The following is an 18,110-nucleotide window of genomic DNA, read 5'->3' on the forward strand; positions in this document are numbered from 1 at the left end:
CTCACCCGTCGCGATAAAGTTACAAGTATTCGGCAGCATCAACGGGCGCTTTTGCCGACTCACTGACTTCATAAAATGGCATCACTTTAATGTTCGCCATAGAAGCGATGATAGAACCGGGAAAAATTTCGACGGCGGTATTTAGCTCAGAAACCGCTGAATTATAAAAACGCCTCGCAGCGGAAATATGGGCTTCGACCTCGTTATAGGTTTGCATCGCCTGCAGCATAGTGTTGTCGGACTTGAGCTCAGGATAGTTTTCTACATTGACCATCAAGGTGCCCATTTTATCATTCAACCGTTCTGCCTGAGCTAAGTGCTCTTTAACCGCCTTAGGATCGGTCTTGGTATAGCTGTTGGTCAGTTGAGTCCGTAATTCGGTGATATCAGTGAGCAGTGATTTTTCATGATCCATAAATCGTTTGGCTATTTTTAGAATGTTAGGCACAAGATCAGCACGCTTGGCTAACTGTACATCAATACCCGATAGAGCTTCGAGCGCGGTATTACGCTTTTTGACTAGGCTGACGTACCAAAGATAGGCCACGATAAAAATCAGCGTTAATCCCAATAACAATTTTTCCATCTTCCATCCTTAGGTTTCTTATTCTTATTAGCAGAATACAGCTAATCATAAATGAGTGGAAATTTCACCTACAGTACAGATTAAGACGATGAAATGCTGTGCTGGTCAGAGCTGATGAGGGGATTACGGCTATTTAGCATCCAATACCACCACTAAATGTCGTAACTGGGACGACAATAAATAGTGATCCTGAGGATTAAAAAGCGTAATCAGAATATAAATTTAACGATATTCAGCTCCGATACAGCAAATAACGACTATAGTGATATGGCACAACATTAGAGCATCCAATTTTGCTCGTGAATACTGGACTCCTAGAGAGTCCATTTTTTTTATGCTATTTTTGCCTCATCACTTCAACAAAGCCAATCTGCAACATTTAAGTTTCAATTAAAACTTCACAATCATACTTTCTGGCTAATGTTTTAACTTTTACCTTAGCGTTTATCCAGCATTCTATATCCGCAATCATCTCTCTGCGGCCTAATTGGCTAACGGCGATGTCTCGAGTCAAGGGAATAGCGTTGCGCCAGGGTCGATATAAAGGAAAGATGATGAGTGTTAACTCCGGTGATATCACCAATAAAAAAACTTCAGGTCCACAACATAGCGATATCAGCGCCAATGGTTGGTTTGTGCGCTTTCTCAATGTTGTCGAACGCTTAGGCAATCTACTGCCGCACCCTATCACCCTATTTGCACTTTTTTGTGTCGCTGTAATCATTATTTCAGGTATAGCAGGCTACTTTGAGTTAACCGTTGTCGATCCTAGACCGATGGGCTCCCACGGTCGCAGTGCTGACGGTTTTATTCATGTAGTAAGCCTGATGAATGCCGAAGGCTTGCGAATGATTGTCTCAAATCTAGTGACTAATTTTACCGGTTTTACACCGCTCGGAACTGTGCTTGTGGCACTACTGGGCGTTGGAATTGCTGAGCGTTCAGGCTTATTATCCGCTGCCATGCGCGCCTTGGTGATGGGCGCCTCAAGGCGATTAGTGACTGTGACAATCGTCTTTGCCGGCATTATGTCTAACACCGCTGCTGAGCTTGGGTATGTCGTGTTGATCCCTATGGCGGCAATGATTTTTCATTCTCTTGGCCGTCATCCTCTCGCGGGTTTAGCTGCCGCATTTGCTGGGGTTTCTGGCGGCTATAGTGCCAACTTGTTACTGGGTACTGTCGATCCTTTGTTATCGGGTATTACCGAAGCTGCGGCGCGCATGATAGACCCTCAGTATAACGTTGGCCCAGAGGTGAACTGGTACTTTATGTTTGTCTCCACCTTTGTTATCACTTTCCTTGGCGCCTTTGTTACCGAGAAAATTGTCGAACCTAAGTTAGGTAAATACCAAGATGATGATGCGGATGAAACCGTACTGCAATCGATGGAAAGTGTCAGTGCCATTGAAATACGCGGCCTAAAATGGGCAGGATTGTCTATGTTAGTGCTCACTGCCATTTTAGCACTTTCAGTCGTACCAGAAGGTGCACCACTGCGACATCCAGAAACAGGACTTATATCCGGCTCACCATTCCTTAAGGGGATAGTCGCCTTTATCTTTATCTGCTTTGCTATTCCGGGTTTTATTTACGGTAAAATTGTGGGCAGTATTAAAAATGATAAAGATGTCATTAATGCCATGTCCCACAGTATGAGCACTATGGGAATGTATATTGTGCTAGTGTTCTTTGCGGCGCAGTTTGTTGCCTTCTTCAACTGGAGTAATTTAGGCGCGGTGCTAGCAGTATTAGGCGCTGATGGCCTGCAATCTATTGGACTTACTGGCCCAATCGTATTTCTATTTTTTATTGTGCTCTGCGGCTTTATCAACCTCATGCTGGGCAGCGCCTCGGCTCAATGGGCTATTACGGCACCGATTTTTGTACCTATGCTGATGCTGGTGGGTTATGCACCCGAAACAATTCAAGCGGCATACCGTATTGGAGATTCAGTGACTAACTTAATCACACCTATGATGAGTTACTTCGGTTTAATTTTAGCGGTGGCTTGCCGTTACCAAAAAAACTTAGGTATCGGCACACTGATTGCGACTATGCTGCCGTACACTTTAGTGTTTTTTGTAGGCTGGACAGCGTTCTTCTTCCTGTGGGTATTTGGTTTTGGCCTACCAGTTGGGCCTGGCGCGGCGACTTACTACACGCCTTAATACACATAGAAAACGCAATAAAAAGGGCGCCGATGATGACCTCTACGCCCTTACTTTATCGGGTAAACTCTAGTCGTATAACCATTCCATCAACAGACTGCAAATCATCAAAAAAATACCTAGATTAAACACATAGGTCTGCAATGCAGATTTTTCTGTCGTGTTCTCGGCTTGTGACACTATCTGGCTGACAGGCATAAAAAACAGCTTAGGCGCTAACCCCATAGCCACAAATAATACCGCGGCACCGACGCAGCGAGTTAACTCTGGCGGCGCCAGTTCCTGCCAATAAAACGTATAAACGCCATAAGCCAAAATAGCCAGTGCTATGATATGGCATACCATTCCTACGATAAGTTGCTTAGTTGCAAGATTACCCCACGAAAATACCATGTCACTCCTATACTCGCTTTTACGCTAACGATTGCTGATATTCGCGCGCAGTTTATCTCGTCTGTGATTAATCTGCACCCACGCAGACCAACCAAATAAAATACCACAAATGGGGTAAATACAGAGTGCTTTTTGCAGTTCTACCCCAAATGAATCGTCCCATATAAAATAATTTATCAAAGCGACGATAAGCGATGTCAGCATGCCCCAATAAAGTACACCAACAACTAAAATACTGTGCAACTTACCCTTGGCGATTCGCGCATCTAATTCTTGTAATTCCAACGTAGAATCGTGCATATTTTCCCTGTCAGTAATGATGACCTAAACCTAATATGCCACAACTGACTGACTATCAATATCGTTATTTATACTGATACGCTCATATGTAAATAACAAAAAGCCCTGCTATTGCAGGGCTTTAGTGTAGAGAAAACTAAGCTTATTCTGTTGGGGTTGGTTTCTCTTCTTGACCTTTCTTCTCGCGCTTACTGAAGATGCGCTCCACTATCACAAAGAATAATGGTACAAAGAAAATACCTAAGAAAGTCGAGCTCAACATACCACCAAGTACCGCAGTACCGATGGCATTTTGGCTACCAGAACCCACGCCAGAGCTAATGGCTAATGGCACAACACCAAGACCAAAGGCGAGAGACGTCATTAAGATAGGACGTAAACGCACACGAACCGCGTGTAACGTTGCCTCGACCAAGCCAGAGCCTTTCTCGTAGAACTCTTTAGCAAACTCTACAATCAAGATGGCGTTCTTGGTTGCTAAGCCCACCGTAGTTAACAACCCTACTTGGAAGAACACGTCATTGGGTAGCCCGCGACCATTCATCGCTATCAATGCGCCGATAATCCCGAGCGGAACCACAAGCACAACGGCAAACGGGACTGACCAGCTCTCATAAAGTGCTGCCAATACTAAAAAGACCACTAAGATAGATAGCGCATATAGAGCTGGCGCTTGGTTACCCGACAGACGTTCTTCGTACGACAAGCCATTCCACTCAATACCAAAGCCTGGCGGTAACTGCTTTACCAAATCTTCCATAATGGTCATTGCAGCACCCGTACTAAACCCTGGTGCGGTTGCCCCTTGAATGTTCATCGCTGGCAAACCATCGAAACGTTCTAAACGTGGAGAACCATATTCCCATGCCCCAGTTGCGAAGGCAGAGAAAGGTACCATGTCACCACTATTATTGCGTACGTACCACTTATCTATGTCGCCAGGTTGCATCCGATATTGCGCATCACCTTGCACATACACTTTTTTCACGCGGCCACGGTCAATAAAGTCGTTCACATAGGAACCACCCCAAGCCGTAGCGAGCACGCTGTTGACACTGGCAATTTCAATACCTAATGCACTCAGCTTAGCGTGATCAACGTGTAGCTGATAGATTGGTGCATCTTCTTGACCGTTAGGACGTACGCCAACCAAATTAGGATTCTGCGCCGCCATACCGAGCAGTTGATTACGTGCCGCCAGTAACTTATCGTGACCTTGGCCGTTCTTATCCTGCAGGTACATATCGAAACCGTTAGCAGTACCTAATTCGATTACTGCTGGCGGCACGAAAGCGAAGACTAAGGCATCTTTCATCTGGCTAAATGCACCCATGGCGCGACCAGCGATAGACTGAACATCCATACCAGGTTCTGAACGCTCAGACCAATCTTTAAGACCTACGAAAGCTAAGCCCATGTTTTGCCCTTGACCGGCAAAACTAAAGCCCGCCACGCTAAACACTGAGTTTACGCCCTCTTCAGCCAGAAAATGATCGGAGACTTTTTCCAATACTTTTAACGTGCTTTCTTGCGTAGAGTTCGTTGGCAAAATCGCTTGAGTAAACAAAATACCTTGGTCTTCATCGGGCAAGAATGCGGTAGGCATGCGGATAAAGATCCAACCTACGGCAATAACTAGCACCACATAAATCGCCATTACTCTAAAACCGCGCTTAATGATACTTGCAACGCTAGATTCATAACGGTTAGTTAAGTTATCAAATGTGCGGTTAAACCAACCGAAGAACCCAGTTTCAATATGACCATGGCCCTTTTTAAGCGGTTTAAGCATAGTCGCACACAGTGCCGGTGTTAACACCACTGCGACCAGTACCGAAAGCGCCATTGCTGACACGATCGTGATCGAGAATTGACGATAAATCACACCCGTTGAACCCGACATAAATGCCATAGGGACAAATACGGCCGACAACGTCAGACCAATACCCACTAAAGCTCCGGTGATTTGGTCCATCGATTTACGGGTGGCCTCAAGCGGACTCAAGCCTTCTTCTGCCATCACACGTTCGACGTTTTCCACCACCACAATCGCATCATCCACCAACAGACCGATAGCAAGCACCATAGCAAACATGGTTAAGGTATTAATCGAAAACCCAGTTATCGACAGAATCGCAAAGGTACCCAAGAGTACAACAGGTACAGCAATGGTCGGGATCAGCGTTGCACGGAAATTTTGCAGGAACAGGTACATGATGATAAACACCAGTACAATCGCTTCAAGCAGAGTATGCACCACACCTTCAATCGATTGCTCAACGAAAGGCGTTGTATCATATGGATAAACAACATCTAGTCCCTGCGGGAAGAACGGCTTCAACTCGGCAACTTTTTCACGTACCGCAGCAGCCGTGTCTAACGCGTTTGCACCCGTTGCGAGCTTAATTGCTAATCCTGCTGCAGGTTTGCCGTTATACAATGACACTACTGCATAACTTTCAGAACCTAACTCAACACGTGCTACATCACTTAAATAGACGTTTGCGCCTGACGTATCTGATTTAAGGATAATCTTGCGAAACTGTTCAGGTGTTTGTAAACGGCTTTGGGCCGATACGGTCGCGTTTAACTCTTGGCCAGGCAATGATGGCGAACCACCTAATTGTCCCGCTGATACCTGAGCATTCTGCGAACGAATCGCCGACATGACATCTAAGCTGGTTAAGCTGTATTGGGTTAATTTCAGCGGATCTAGCCATATACGCATCGCGTACTGGGCACCAAACAACTGAATTTCACCTACACCCGCAACACGGCTCATAGGGTCTTGAATGTTCGCACCAACGTAGTCAGCAATATCGCCTTTGTCTAAGGAACCATCAGACGATACAAAGGCCAAAACCATTAGGAAGCCTGAACTCGATTTGTTAACGTTAACGCCTTGAGACTGCACTTCCTGAGGTAACAGGGTCATAGCACCCTGTAACTTATTTTGCACTTGAACCTGTGCAATATCGGGATCCGCCTCCGCATTAAACGTTAGCTTGATCTCTGCATTACCAAAACTATCACTGGTTGAGGCAATATAACGCAGGTGGTCAATCCCTTTCATCCGTTGCTCAATTACCTGAGTCACTGAATCTTCTACAATTTTTGCAGACGCACCTGGATAGTTAGCAGTAATCACCACGGTTGGGGGAGCAATACTTGGATATTGGGATACTGGCAAAGAGCGGATCGAGAGGATCCCCGCCAGCATAATTATCAAAGCGATCACCCATGCGAAAATGGGGCGATCAATAAAAAAACGTGCCATAGCTATGCCCTATTGTGCTTTCGTTTCAGAAATAACTTTGGTAGTTACTGGTGCTCCGGGACGAATTTTTTGTAATCCTTCCACAATCAGCTTATCACCAACCACTAAACCCGAAGTCACGCGCCACTGATTATCGATCACTTCCGCAGTCGTCACAGTTCTCGTTTCAACTATACCTTGATCGTTAACCACCATAGCCACAGCCTCACCCTTAGAGTTACGAGAAATTGCTTTTTGTGGCACTAAAATGGCTTGTGGATCGGTGCCCGCATTCAACATAGCGCGCACATACATACCAGGTAATAAAATACCTTCAGGATTAGGAAACTCTGCACGTAAAATCACCGAACCCGTGCTTTGATCAACGCTCACTTCAGCAAACTGCAGTTTGCCTGGGTGGCCATATTGAGTCCCATCTTCGAGTAATAATTGCACATCAGCATTATCAGATGCTTGCAGCTTACCTTGCTTCAATTTAGCTTTAAGGCGTAGTAACTGCGCGCTCGATTGCGCGATATCCACATTGATAGGATCAAGCTGTTGAATTGTGGCCAAGGTTTGGCTTTGATTGGCGGTAACTAACGCCCCAGCAGTAACACTCGACTTACCAATACGCCCAGAGATAGGCGCTAGCACTTCGGTATATTGCAAATTGATTTTTGCCGTGTTGATGGCAGCTTCTGCAACCGTCACACCCGCTAAGGCTTCTTTATACGCCGCTTCTGCGTCGTCAAAATCTTGCTGACTGATGGCGTTTGTTTTGACTAACTGCTTATAGCGCGACGCTTTTGCTTTTGCTGAGGCTAAACTCGCGTTTGCTCTGGCTAAATCTGCATTTGCACTCACAAGAGCCGCTTTATAGGTTGCTGAGTCAATTTGATAAAGCGACTCACCTTGTTTCACATTGCTGCCTTCGATAAAGCTACGCTTAGTGATAATACCGCTAACCTGTGGGCGAACTTCCGCCTCAAGAAAAGCCTTACTACGGCCAGGTAATTCCACCTGAATCACTTGAGTCTGGGCAACAACATTAAGGATTCCAACTTCCGTACTATGCGGACCTGCACTCGCCGGAGCTTTCTCTTCCTGAGGGCTGCAAGCTGCCATCAATAACGCCACGCTTATAACTGAGGCAAGTTTAATTGTCTGCCGCATGAGAACTCCTTCAAATATTCACTGCCCACATACCAGTACACTTATTGCGCTGACACGAGCGGTAATGGTAACTAAAACTAAATCCGTTATTTATCTCATAGCCTATAGGAACCAACAAGGAAGATAACGAAACTAAATTGTAAACTAATAAAAATTTTTACTGTTCTGACATCACTCATATCAACGAATTATTATTCAATTAAAAAGTCTATTAAGGATGAGTCACTTTGTTAGCAGGATACGCTGTAAAAAACTCAATCGACCTACTCCACATGCTGAATTTACGGCTCATACATACACTGTAAATCTGTGACTACCGACTCAACAGTGAATCAAGTGGACTCTCTTCGACATAATTTGAGCACATTTCTCGTAATCATTTATTTAGACGACAAAACAGCCCTATAAATTATCTTTATAATCTATTTCTAATAGGCCAAACCGTTAAAAACAACAGATTTACATAAGATATTAGCAGAAAAAGCTCATGTCGTTTATAGCTTAATTATAAATAGACCGCGAACGAGTGCTATGCATCATATCAAGTACTTTCCTGAGTTTAATGACAACTTTGTCATCATTAACCTGCAACAATCGAATCAGTACAAATATTACTGAGCGGGCTATCTTAGTGATTCATCCAAAGCGGAGCAAATGCCAAAGCCAAATTAGTGCCCCATAAAATGAAACTAAGACTCCCACAAATAAGGCTTCTATAATGCCGGCAATTGTTCACAAACCTATTAACTCTAAGACTAAAACTGATTTTTCATATTTGTTCATATTTTTTCGTGATTGGTTCATTCTCAGTAACACCGCTATTCACAACTTATTTCTATGATAAACGGGCGCTAACAACTCCCTATGATTAAACATAACGTTGAGATGATGACCATGACAACTCGCACGACACTCCTGCTCAGCGGAGCATTACTTATCCTTGCCATAAACGCTCAAGCATCTGATGAAAATCAACTCTTGGGTGGCACGATTAATGGTAACCTCAATTTTGCCTCCGACTATGTGTTTCGCGGTGAATCTGAAACCTTAGATGGCGACATTCCCGTAGTGCAAGGCACCTTGAGCTGGAACCACACTGAAGGTTGGTATGCAGGGGTATTTAGTTCCAACATTAAATTTGCCGATCCCAATTTAGAAATCGTCACCGCTCCCTTTGTCGGTAAAGCTGGTGAATTTGGCGACTCTGGTTTCACCTATGATGTCATGTTGTTTTCATATCTTTACCCAGGTGCATCTTATTCAAACTACACCGAACTCTGGCTCAAAGTGGGCAGACAGTTTGGCAGCGCCAATCTGCAATTAGAAGTTACCCCCACCGTTGATGACTGGTTTGGTGTCGATGGTTGGCAAGGCGTAAACTACGCGCTACACCCAAGTTATCACTTCGCTAATGGTATAAAAGTATCAGGCTCTGTCGGTTATCAAGGCTTAAGTGGTGAAGGTGCTGAAGGCTGGGGACACTGGAACCTAGGTCTTAGCAAAATGTTCTACGGGCTAAATTTTGATGTCCGTTACCACGGCAGCACAGTGGATACCGACCACAAGGTCTATGGCACTCAGACTGAAATTTTCGATGACAGATTTGTCGTGGGCATCAGCAAAAGTTTTTAAAAGTAGCGCTGTTGACCCGCACATGGGGCATCTTCTCCGCAATAGTCCAATCGCTTGATATACAAAGCTTTGACCAGCCATCGGCTGGTCTTTTTCTATTAACATTAAACCTATTGCACTAAATCCGATTATCACCCACGCTGCAAGCCAATATGCGGCTGATATCTGCTAAGCAACGACCCGACTGCTGTTGCCACTGATTAAAAACGGCTTGTACTTGTTTAAGCGCAGTCTGCGATGTAAAACCCGCATCGACGAGGTTATGTGCTTTAAAATAACCTTGTACATCGTCGGTTAGCAAGAAAGTATCTTTACCAATGCCGCGCAAAAAATACGGACCCGTATTGCCCCCCAATCGAGTACCGCGTTTCTTCAACAACGCCCATAAACCAATAATATCCTGTGTCGGCCAAGCGGCGATCAGTTGCGCCAAACTGCCATGTTCGCGAGCAACATCGTGGATCATCAGAGCGTTATCATAAATGGCTTGAGTCTTTTTAAGATGGCGGATCAAGGTCGCATCACTTGCCCGCGCTTGAATTTGTTCAGGGGATAACATCAACACTTTATGCGGTTCAAACCCAAAGAATGACTTCTCATATTCAGGCCATTTATTAACAACCACCCGCCATACAAAACCACTTTGAAATACCTGTCGACTCATGGCGGACAATAACTCGGCATCGCGATACTGGCGGATCTCATCATCGGGTAAACAACCTGATAGCAGGGCTTCGAGCCCAGCGGAACCACCTTTGCGCTCACTGGCTCTGGCATAAATGGATGAGAAACGCTCTAACTGGCTCATATTATTACCTTTAAAATGATTAAATCCCGACACTTTCTATATGGGCTCATAATACCGATTTTTATCCCTGATGGATCATTTTGCCTTGCCACCAAAAATGATATTTAGCCTAAGCATTTTTAAATGAACTCTTACAACAAGCATCTCAATTACGACTAAAGTTAAAACGTAAAATCAATAAAAACTGGGTTTGGAGCCTATATCTATGGAGCTTTTTTATCATCCCTTGTCACGCTATTCACAAAAGGTGCTGATCGCACTTTATGAAAAGCAGGCCAACTTTTATCCCCGAATTGTTGATTTACGCGATCCTTTCTCACGGCAAAAATTCCATCAACAGTATCCGCAAGCGAGACTGCCTTTGCTTAAAACCCAAGATGAACAGCTGATCCCCGAGTCCAGTATTATCATTGAATACCTAGACAGGCATTTTAATAGCAGCACCCAACTCCTGCCTACAGAGCCGATGCATAATTTACAGGTCAGACTCTTTGATCGCCTAATCGACAATGATATTAGCAACTCATTATTTCAATTAGAAAAACTGCACGATTCTGACAAAAGTAGCGAGTTTGAAATCAAGAAGCTAGAGAAGCAATTGCTATTACAATTTCAACATTTAGATACACAACTCGCGCAGCATCATTGGATCTGTGGCGACAGCTTTACACTCGCTGACTGTGCTTTAATCCCGTGCTTAAATTATGGCTTTAGGCATTTGAATTTATTGGATTTTGACCAAGTGGTGCGCTATTGGCAACAAGCACAACTGCGCGGGGCTTGGATGTTAATGCAGGAGGAAATATCATTGACTGAGATGGAGGATAATATGGGAAAAAGAGGCATAACTTAGCGAGCATGCCTCAGTAAAATCAGATATTTCGTTCTTTCTTGAGCTGTAAAAATGCTTTCCACTTAAGCACTTCGGGTGGCAACTCAGGCGCGGGTTCGTTATAACCCGCCTCTTTCACGAGTACATCTAGCGGCACTTGCTTACCTTTGCACACAAACACACCGCGCACATGGACGATACAATGCAGGCCACGTTCACTCACAAAACGTTGTTCTATATAAAAATACTTGTCATCCCAACCGACGACTTTGGTTTCAATCTCAAAGGTTTTAAGCGGCTTGATATCGCGAATATAAGTAAATTCGGCGGCGTTGACTATCGGCATCCACTTCAACTTTAAGAAACGTTTCAGCAGACCCATCTCAGCCAACATATAAGTCCGCGCCAGATCCATAAACGCGGGATAGCGAGAATTAGTTAGATGGAAATTGATGTCGCAATCGCTTGGTAAAGCACGATAAGTGATACGGCTTGTCCCTAAAAAATCGATCTTACGACAATGGCGCGTGCGCCAGAATAACAACCAAAACAAACGAAAATACAGATTCATAACGCGCCGCCCTTGAAATAAGAGCCACAGGCTAACAGAGGTCATACCACAGGGCAAGCGAGATATGGCTCACAAAAAAGACGCCCTAAGGCGTCTTTTTATCGTTCGATTAAGCTAAATACCCTCAGATAATCATCCCATTAAAATGGGCTGATTTATCAAAACTCACCATTGCTTATGCAGCAATGCCTGAATGTCTTAACAGAGCATCGATATTCGGCTCGCGCCCCATAAACTGTTTGAACAAGTCCATCGGCTCGGCTGAACCACCCATTTCGAGGATATTATGCAAGAAGCGACGCCCCGTTTCAGGGTTGAAAATCCCTTCCTCTTCGAAGCGAGAAAACGTATCCGCCGACAGCACTTCTGCCCATTTATAGCTGTAATAACCTGCGGCATAACCGCCCGCAAAAATGTGGGCAAAACCATGTTGGAAACGGTTAAAGTCTGGTGGTGTTAATACGGCCACCTGACGACGCACTTCGTCTAAGGTTGCTTGAATGCGTGCACCTTGGGCTGGGTCATATTCGTGATGCATTCTAAAATCAAACAACGAGAACTCGAGTTGGCGCAGCATCGTCATGCCTGATTGGAAGTTTTTCGCCGCCAGCATTTTATCTAACAAGGCTTTGGGTAATGGCTCACCCGTTTCGAAGTGGCCAGAAATTTCAGCTAACGCTTCTTCCTGCCAGCACCAATTTTCCATAAATTGGCTTGGTAATTCGACCGCATCCCAAGGCACGCCATTGATCCCCGACACGCCAGCAACATCGATTTGGGTCAGCATATGGTGGATACCGTGGCCAAATTCGTGGAACAGTGTCGTCACTTCATCGTGGGTAAACAACGCAGGTTTACCATCGACCGGACCATTAAAGTTACAGGTCAAATAAGCCACTGGCTTTTGTAAACCATGGGCGGTTTGACGGCGCACACGGCAATCATCCATCCAAGCACCGCCACGTTTACCGGTGCGAGCATATAAGTCGAGGTAGAAACTGCCTCTGTGCTCACCCGTTTCATCAAAAATATCGAAGAAACGCACGTCTTTGTGCCAACGGTCAATATCCTTTTGCTCAACTATTTTAAGGCCAAACAAACGCGATACTGTATAGAAAAGACCAGACAACACTTTATCTTCTGGGAAATAGGGGCGCAGGATTTCCTGTGAAATCTCATACTTATGCTGCTGTAACTTCTCGGCGTAGAAACTTAAATCCCAAGATGCCATTTCAGTCACACCATATTCGGCCTCAGCAAAAGCTCTTAACTCAGCCAGTTCAGCCTTAGCTTGATCCTTTGAGCGCAGTGCTAACTCATTTAAAAATGCCATCACCTGCGCCGGCGTCTCGGCCATTTTAGTTGCCAGAGATTTGTCAGCAAAACTATCAAAACCCAGTAACTGTGCGAGTTCATGGCGCAGCGCAAGAATTTCGTCCATTAGCGAGCTGTTATCGAACTTACCAGCATTAGGGCCTTGATCGGAGGCGCGGGTGACAAAAGCGCGGTAGCACTCTTCACGAAGACTGCGGTTTTCGCTGTAGGTCATAACCGGTAAATAAGAGGGGAAATCTAAGGTAAATAACCAACCGTCTAACTCACGCGCCTGCGCCATTGCCTTAGCAGCCGCTTTAGCCGAATCGGGCAAACCAGCCAGCTCAGCTTCATCAGTAACTAACTTAGTCCAAGCTTGCGTCGCATCCAATAATTGATTAGAAAAGCCACTGGTGAGCTCAGACAAACGCTTTACAATTTCGCCATAACGCACTTTTTGCGCGTCATCTAAGCCAATACCTGAGAGTTCAAAATCTCGCAGGCTGTGCTCAATCACCTTCTGTTGGGCTTGGTTCAATTGTGCAAATGCATCCGATGCGCGCAGAGTCTTATAGGCTTGATACAAACCTTGGTGTTGACCAACATAGGTGCCGTATTCCGATAAAAGAGGTAAACAAGCATCATGGGCGGCACGCCATTCATCTGTGCTAGTCACTGAATTCATGTGAGAAACCGGCGACCAAATTTGGCTTAGTTCATCGTCAACCTGTTCGAGTGGCGCAACTAAGTTGTCCCAAGTAAAAGGCCCTTGATGTTGCAATACCTCATCAATCTTAGCGCGAGATTGAGCAATAGCATGCTCAACAGCGACTTGAATATGTTCCGGTTTAATCTGTGAAAAAAGCGGTAATTTTGCGCCGCTAAGCAAAGGGTTACTCATAATGATTCCTCAACAATCTGTATAGGGTATAAATAAGGGCTAATGTCCTATTTATCAAGGCAAGAAAACCGATTGCCACTTCGATAATCCCTCCTTAGCGAGTTTTTACCTGAAAAAATGCGAACCTGTTCGCATTTTACATTTACGTTTTATTTACTTGATCATTGTTGCCAACTAGATCGCAAATGAAATTGATTCGTATTAGTTTTTAATGCTGAGCGAGGTATTCTCTACTTAATAAACACACTATCCCTAAATCAGTAAAAATATGGCAATACATTCAGCAAAAATGATGGCGAGCATCCTCTGCCTTTTAGGTGTCAATGGTCTTAGCTACGGCGCATTCGCCAATGAAAGCCTAGAACACATCGATAGTAGCTCACATAGCCTGTTACCTAGCGAGAAGACTGAATTTTTGGCTGTAACACTCGATTTAGGTTGGGACAGTAAATATATCTCACAGGGTCGCAATAACTTACAAGATGGCGGTATTTATTGGCTAAATACTTCAGTTCAATATGATGGCAACTGGACCACCTACGCATTAGTTGGTCGCGGCGATAGCCAAGCCTATACCGAGTGGAATCTTGGCCTTGAATATGGATTTAACTTGGCCGAAAACTTTGATGCTAAGCTGGGATATCAACGTATTGAAGGCTACGGCAGTAGTCGCTGCCAAGATAATGAGCTATTCGCTGAACTCGCCTACACCGCCACACCTTGGTTAATACCATCAATAAATTACGTTTATTCGACCGAAGCTAACGGCTATTTTGTGGAAATGAGTTTACACAGTTTTTGGAATATCACCGACCATTTGAGTCTCACGCCCTACATCTCCCAAGGGTTTGACTTCAAATACAGAACCGCTGACCACAATGGTAAGAACAACCTACAGCTTGGCCTCGAGAGCAATTATCAGTTATCCCCTAACATGAGTATCAGCGGTCATATTAGCCATAGCATTGCCCAAGGGGATATTGAACAAGAAGCCGCAGCCAATGGTGATACGAGCTCGCAGGATCAAACTTACGTAGGCATCCACTTTGCAATGACGTTTTAGCTAACCTGTAGAACCATAGAGCTTATCCCGAGCTCGGGTTAGTTAATTTAGACGCTAAATTTGGCAAGAATACATTCCACTCACTAAACTCAATCAGTCGACGGAGCGACTTTACCGTTTATACCCAATTATGCAGAGGAACAGGGAATGTTAGCGCATCAATGTTATCCCATTAGTATCATGTTTGTAGCAGTAATATCGCTATTAATGCAGGCCATAATCCCAGCGAGTGCACAACTGACATCCGATCCTGAACCCAGTGTAACCTCTTTATCTAAACCCCAAAAAAACGAGCCTTTACCTTTAGAAACTCTACTCGACAGTCATGGTCAGCCGATTAACATTCCCCACCAAACACAGAGCGCATTAGAGTATTCAGCTGCCGAGATAAAACCGCTCAATACATCCAAAACCAAACCCAATCAGCCAGCTAAAACTACTAAAGTAAAAAAACTTAACCGTAAGCAGCAGCTCGCCAGTCGTAACCACGTAGCGAACGATCCCAACTGTCGCTGGCTCGATCAGCGTATTGGTCAACTTGAAGCACAAATCAATGGCAAACAAAATAATAACTTGCAGCACGTCAGTGATGAAATCAACATCCGCAACAAAGAATGGCAATGCCTTAAATGTGGTGCCGAAGGGCCTGACCAAAATGATCATTCCAATTGCCAATATCGCCGTGAAACCAATACAAAGTGATCGCTCATATTAATAGTGAGACTTTTATATCTACACCCCGATCAGGTGCATAACTAAACTAATAGGCTGGTCTGTTATCGCAAAGCCCCCTACAATGACCTTCTGCTGTAAAGCATCTCATCCTTGAAGTAAGACGGAGAAACTCATGGCTCAACATTTTGACTATATCTGCCTAGGCGCAGGCAGCGGCGGTATCGCCTCAGCAAACCGAGCGGCAATGCGTGGTGCTAAGGTTCTACTTATCGAAGCCAAACACGTGGGTGGCACCTGTGTAAACGTAGGTTGTGTGCCCAAAAAAGTCATGTGGTATGGCGCCCATGTTGCCGAAGCGATGAACCTTTACGCCAAAGATTATGGTTTCGACGTCACTGTTAATAAATTCGATTGGAACACTTTGGTCGAAAACCGCGAAGCCTACATTGGTCGCATTCACGATGCCTATGGCCGTGGTTTTGCCAACAATAAAGTGACGCTGTTAAATGGCTACGGCCGTTTTGTGGATGGCAACACCATCGAAGTGGATGGCGAACATTACACCGCCGATCACATCCTTATCGCCACTGGCGGCGCGCCGACTATTCCGAATATTTCTGGCGCTGAGCATGGTATCGACTCCGATGGTTTCTTTGCGCTACGTGAGCAACCTAAGCGCGTTGCCGTTGTTGGCGCAGGTTATATCGCCGTAGAAGTCGCTGGCGTTTTGCATGCACTTGGCAGTGAAACTCACTTATTAGTGCGTAAACATGCACCGCTACGTAACTTTGACCCTATATTAATCGATGCTCTCGTTGAGGCCATGGCAACCGAAGGCCCAACATTGCACACCCATAGCGTACCAAAAGCTGTAGTTAAAAATGCCGATGACAGCCTGACACTGAGCTTAGAAAACGGTGAAAGCATCACAGTCGATTGCCTAATTTGGGCAATTGGTCGCTCACCTGCGACGGGTAATATCGGCTTAGAAAATACCGAAGTGCAATTAGATAGCAAAGGCTATGTCATCACTGACGAACAACAAAATACCACTCACAAAGGGATTTACTGTGTCGGTGACATTATGGCGGGCGGCGTAGAGCTCACCCCTGTTGCAGTTAAAGCGGGCCGTTTGTTATCCGAGCGTTTATTTAACGGTATGACAGATGCCAAAATGGATTACAGCCTGATACCAACGGTCGTGTTCAGCCATCCACCGATCGGCACTATGGGCTTAACCGAACCAGAAGCCCGCACTCAATACGGCGATGATAACGTTAAAGTGTATACCTCGACGTTTACCTCAATGTACACAGCCGTCACGGCCCATCGCCAAGCCTGTAAGATGAAGTTAGTTTGCGCGGGCAAGGACGAAAAAGTCGTCGGTATTCATGGTATTGGTTTTGGTATGGACGAAATCCTTCAAGGTTTCGGCGTCGCCATGAAAATGGGCGCAACTAAGGCCGATTTCGATGCGGTTGTTGCTATCCACCCAACGGGCGCGGAAGAGTTTGTTACTATGACACGCTAGTGTAGGAAAAGCATCTTACACACATAATTGAATCTGGAAAATAACTAATTACTGGTTATATGGTATGTATAACCAGTAATTTTTCCTAGGTGAATTTATGTCATTTATAATTCAATCGAACAATGTCTATAAAGAGACTGAGTTATCAATCAATAATAGCGACTGTCACTGCTCCCCCATTAATGGCAATATCGGCTCCCTTCCAACTCTGTTTAATCAAGATGGTTCATTCAATCACGAAGCCAATAGTTACCTTTTCTATCAAAAAGCAGTAAAGGGTGCTAAAGACCTGTCTCCTTGTGCTCAAGCCTTGTACGCCTATTATCAATTTATTGAGGATGAGGGGTTAGAGTGGGATAAATTCCCTCCCATCAAAAGACTTAAACCGACCTACCTTTTCCGCTCTCATTTATTAAAACAAATCAAAAAGGGGGAACTTGCACATAGCACAGCTAGTGTCCGAATGAACCAAATCGTCAACTTCTATAAATGGTTAATGCACGATGGGTATTTGAGAATAAATAATGAGAGAGAAGCTCCATTTAAAGTGGAGTTTGTTTCAGTTCAAAGCACTGGAATGCTTGCTCATATCTCACCCACCTTCACTGTCACAACAAGCGACTTGAGAATTAAAGTGCCAAGAGATGCAAGTAGTAAAAACATACGCCCCCTATCACCATTCAGCCAGGAATCACTTAATTCACTGACTCAAAACCTACTTAATGTCTCAGAAGAGTTACGCCTACAGGTATTGATTTCCATTGATACTGGTATGTGTAGTGGCATAGTGAATTTGGCCACCTAATAAGAAATGTTATGATCTCATTCATAGCGAATTTAGGTGACAAAATGAATAAAAGTAAACGTGCTCGATATAGCGCAGCGATTAAACTCGAAACTG

15 protein-coding genes are annotated in these 18,110 nt (G+C 44.7%); 7 read left to right on the forward strand and 8 right to left on the reverse strand.

What is annotated here, in order from left to right:
- Positions 1–19: 19 nt before the first annotated feature.
- Positions 20–586, reverse strand: a complete 567-nt coding sequence (locus ACRN9H_RS14530) for a LemA family protein (protein WP_432314717.1) — start codon at positions 584–586, stop codon at positions 20–22.
- Between the two features lie 554 nt (positions 587–1,140).
- Between ACRN9H_RS14530 and ACRN9H_RS14535 the strand changes: the two genes are divergently transcribed.
- On the forward strand, positions 1,141–2,757 hold the full coding sequence (locus tag ACRN9H_RS14535) for an AbgT family transporter (RefSeq protein ID WP_432314719.1): 1,617 nt from the start codon (positions 1,141–1,143) through the stop codon (positions 2,755–2,757).
- A 69-nt stretch (positions 2,758–2,826) separates the two neighbouring features.
- On the opposite strand, the gene ACRN9H_RS14540 is transcribed toward ACRN9H_RS14535, so the two are convergent.
- The 4 genes from ACRN9H_RS14540 to ACRN9H_RS14555 form a co-directional block, all read right to left on the reverse strand.
- Positions 2,827–3,150 carry a hypothetical protein gene (locus ACRN9H_RS14540; RefSeq protein WP_432314721.1) on the reverse strand — a complete coding sequence of 108 codons (324 nt, stop codon included), beginning with the start codon at positions 3,148–3,150 and terminating at the stop codon, positions 2,827–2,829.
- Positions 3,151–3,174: 24 nt separating this feature from the next.
- Positions 3,175–3,450 carry a hypothetical protein gene (locus ACRN9H_RS14545; protein WP_107884702.1) on the reverse strand — a complete coding sequence of 92 codons (276 nt, stop codon included), beginning with the start codon at positions 3,448–3,450 and terminating at the stop codon, positions 3,175–3,177.
- A 142-nt stretch (positions 3,451–3,592) separates the two neighbouring features.
- Positions 3,593–6,727 carry an efflux RND transporter permease subunit gene (locus tag ACRN9H_RS14550; RefSeq protein WP_432314722.1) on the reverse strand — a complete coding sequence of 1,045 codons (3,135 nt, stop codon included), beginning with the start codon at positions 6,725–6,727 and terminating at the stop codon, positions 3,593–3,595.
- A 9-nt stretch (positions 6,728–6,736) separates the two neighbouring features.
- Complete coding sequence (locus tag ACRN9H_RS14555) at positions 6,737–7,882, reverse strand: efflux RND transporter periplasmic adaptor subunit (RefSeq protein ID WP_432314724.1); 1,146 nt, start codon at positions 7,880–7,882, stop codon at positions 6,737–6,739.
- Between the two features lie 885 nt (positions 7,883–8,767).
- Between ACRN9H_RS14555 and ACRN9H_RS14560 the strand changes: the two genes are divergently transcribed.
- Entirely contained in the window at positions 8,768–9,514 is a 747-nt protein-coding gene (locus ACRN9H_RS14560; protein WP_432314743.1) for a TorF family putative porin, read from the forward strand.
- A 118-nt stretch (positions 9,515–9,632) separates the two neighbouring features.
- Here ACRN9H_RS14560 and ACRN9H_RS14565 read toward each other — a convergent pair whose 3' ends face one another.
- Entirely contained in the window at positions 9,633–10,322 is a 690-nt protein-coding gene (locus tag ACRN9H_RS14565; RefSeq protein ID WP_432314726.1) for a DNA-3-methyladenine glycosylase I, read from the reverse strand.
- Between the two features lie 205 nt (positions 10,323–10,527).
- Here ACRN9H_RS14565 and ACRN9H_RS14570 point away from each other — a divergent pair, with 205 nt between their 5' ends.
- On the forward strand, positions 10,528–11,175 hold the full coding sequence (locus ACRN9H_RS14570) for a glutathione S-transferase family protein (protein WP_432314728.1): 648 nt from the start codon (positions 10,528–10,530) through the stop codon (positions 11,173–11,175).
- Between the two features lie 19 nt (positions 11,176–11,194).
- Here the strand turns inward: ACRN9H_RS14570 and ACRN9H_RS14575 are convergent, their stop codons facing one another.
- The gene (locus ACRN9H_RS14575; protein ID WP_432314730.1) at positions 11,195–11,725 is read right to left on the reverse strand and encodes a thioesterase family protein; all 531 of its coding nucleotides are present in this window, start codon (positions 11,723–11,725) and stop codon (positions 11,195–11,197) included.
- 175 nt (positions 11,726–11,900) lie between these two features.
- Entirely contained in the window at positions 11,901–13,940 is a 2,040-nt protein-coding gene (gene prlC / locus ACRN9H_RS14580; protein WP_432314731.1) for an oligopeptidase A, read from the reverse strand.
- A 268-nt stretch (positions 13,941–14,208) separates the two neighbouring features.
- Here prlC and ACRN9H_RS14585 point away from each other — a divergent pair, with 268 nt between their 5' ends.
- From ACRN9H_RS14585 to ACRN9H_RS14600, 4 genes are all read left to right on the forward strand, one after another.
- Positions 14,209–15,003, forward strand: coding sequence for a hypothetical protein (locus ACRN9H_RS14585; RefSeq protein WP_432314733.1), 795 nt, complete (start codon positions 14,209–14,211; stop codon positions 15,001–15,003).
- Positions 15,004–15,150: 147 nt separating this feature from the next.
- On the forward strand, positions 15,151–15,705 hold the full coding sequence (locus ACRN9H_RS14590; RefSeq protein WP_432314734.1) for a hypothetical protein: 555 nt from the start codon (positions 15,151–15,153) through the stop codon (positions 15,703–15,705).
- 145 nt (positions 15,706–15,850) lie between these two features.
- The gene (gene gorA, locus ACRN9H_RS14595; protein WP_432314735.1) at positions 15,851–17,209 is read left to right on the forward strand and encodes a glutathione-disulfide reductase; all 1,359 of its coding nucleotides are present in this window, start codon (positions 15,851–15,853) and stop codon (positions 17,207–17,209) included.
- A 97-nt stretch (positions 17,210–17,306) separates the two neighbouring features.
- A complete protein-coding gene (locus tag ACRN9H_RS14600; protein ID WP_432314737.1) occupies positions 17,307–18,014 on the forward strand; it encodes a hypothetical protein in 708 nt (235 codons plus the stop codon).
- The last annotated feature ends 96 nt before the right edge of the window (positions 18,015–18,110 follow it).

Origin of the sequence: Shewanella sp. MF08487, assembly GCF_050848685.1 — a bacterium.
GTDB classification, from domain to species: Bacteria; Pseudomonadota; Gammaproteobacteria; order Enterobacterales; family Shewanellaceae; genus Shewanella; species Shewanella glacialipiscicola.

Bases quoted from the DNA above. Each gene is read 5' to 3' on its own strand.
- ACRN9H_RS14530 (WP_432314717.1), bottom strand. From the start codon at position 586: ATGGAAAAATTGTTATTGGGATTAACGCTGATTTTTATCGTGGCCTAT.
- ACRN9H_RS14535 (WP_432314719.1), top strand. From the start codon at position 1,141: ATGAGTGTTAACTCCGGTGATATCACCAATAAAAAAACTTCAGGTCCA.
- ACRN9H_RS14540 (WP_432314721.1), bottom strand. From the start codon at position 3,150: ATGGTATTTTCGTGGGGTAATCTTGCAACTAAGCAACTTATCGTAGGA.
- ACRN9H_RS14545 (WP_107884702.1), bottom strand. From the start codon at position 3,450: ATGCACGATTCTACGTTGGAATTACAAGAATTAGATGCGCGAATCGCC.
- ACRN9H_RS14550 (WP_432314722.1), bottom strand. From the start codon at position 6,727: ATGGCACGTTTTTTTATTGATCGCCCCATTTTCGCATGGGTGATCGCT.
- ACRN9H_RS14555 (WP_432314724.1), bottom strand. From the start codon at position 7,882: ATGCGGCAGACAATTAAACTTGCCTCAGTTATAAGCGTGGCGTTATTG.
- ACRN9H_RS14560 (WP_432314743.1), top strand. From the start codon at position 8,768: ATGATGACCATGACAACTCGCACGACACTCCTGCTCAGCGGAGCATTA.
- ACRN9H_RS14565 (WP_432314726.1), bottom strand. From the start codon at position 10,322: ATGAGCCAGTTAGAGCGTTTCTCATCCATTTATGCCAGAGCCAGTGAG.
- ACRN9H_RS14570 (WP_432314728.1), top strand. From the start codon at position 10,528: ATGGAGCTTTTTTATCATCCCTTGTCACGCTATTCACAAAAGGTGCTG.
- ACRN9H_RS14575 (WP_432314730.1), bottom strand. From the start codon at position 11,725: ATGAATCTGTATTTTCGTTTGTTTTGGTTGTTATTCTGGCGCACGCGC.
- prlC (WP_432314731.1), bottom strand. From the start codon at position 13,940: ATGAGTAACCCTTTGCTTAGCGGCGCAAAATTACCGCTTTTTTCACAG.
- ACRN9H_RS14585 (WP_432314733.1), top strand. From the start codon at position 14,209: ATGGCAATACATTCAGCAAAAATGATGGCGAGCATCCTCTGCCTTTTA.
- ACRN9H_RS14590 (WP_432314734.1), top strand. From the start codon at position 15,151: ATGTTAGCGCATCAATGTTATCCCATTAGTATCATGTTTGTAGCAGTA.
- gorA (WP_432314735.1), top strand. From the start codon at position 15,851: ATGGCTCAACATTTTGACTATATCTGCCTAGGCGCAGGCAGCGGCGGT.
- ACRN9H_RS14600 (WP_432314737.1), top strand. From the start codon at position 17,307: ATGTCATTTATAATTCAATCGAACAATGTCTATAAAGAGACTGAGTTA.